Genomic DNA, 731 nt, shown 5'->3' with positions numbered 1-731 from the left:
AACTGAAATAAACGCCGCCGTTGCCACACTGCCCCTAAGCCCAAGCTGCAACGAGGAGAGCGCAACAAGGATGAAGTATGCGTAAACCAGGTAAACTTCAAGGGTACCGAGACTGGTGAGCATCTTGATAACAAAAAAGGCATCGGGGATTAATATCAGCAAGTACGACCAGGAGAACCGGCAGAATTCTTTTTTTGCGACCATCAATACAAGAGTGGTGGCTGCATATGCACCGAGCCAGGTAAGAAATTGCCGTGAAGGCTCGATCATACTGCTTGCTAGCCCTATGGCAAAAATCCCTATTATTGCAGCACGCAACCCAAGAAAGGTGAAATCGATTGCGAATCTGCTGCCTTGGAGCTTGCTATATATGCTTTTTGCTTTTTCATTTATCCATAATAAGCCGGTTATGCGATTGATAGTATATCACCCCAATCACTAATGTCGGTATTATCCATTACCTTTATAAAGGCCTCGGCTAGCGCGGGATCGAATTGAGTACCGGCACAGCGCTTTATCTCATTAAGCGCCTCTTCTGTGCCACAGCCTTTTCTGTACGGGCGGTCGCTAGTCATGGCGTCAAACGAATCGGCGATCGCGAGTATGCGGGAGCCCAACGGGATGCTTTCGCCGACCAGCCCTTCCGTATAGCCACGCCCATCATAATGCTCGTGGTGATGACGGATCATGGTGGCGATGTTTGCCAGGTTGGGAATGCTGCCTACAATTTG

The 731-nt window shown here is 49.0% G+C and carries 2 protein-coding genes; both read right to left on the bottom strand.

Features of this window, described 5'->3' with window-relative positions; translation table 11 throughout:
• On the bottom strand, nt 1-270 hold a 270-nt coding region (locus COY37_RS00985), incomplete at its 3' end, for a hypothetical protein (RefSeq protein WP_286975572.1).
• A 137-nt stretch (nt 271-407) separates the two neighbouring features.
• Nucleotides 408-731 (bottom strand): HD-GYP domain-containing protein (locus COY37_RS00980; RefSeq protein ID WP_286975570.1); only part of this gene is annotated, 324 nt, incomplete at its 5' end.

Origin of the sequence: Candidatus Aquicultor secundus (genome assembly GCF_002791875.1) — a bacterium.
GTDB lineage: Bacteria > Actinomycetota > Aquicultoria > Aquicultorales > Aquicultoraceae > Aquicultor_A > Aquicultor_A secundus.
Note: the sequence above shows the minus strand (reverse complement) of the source record. Positions and strands in the feature narration are given on the sequence as shown.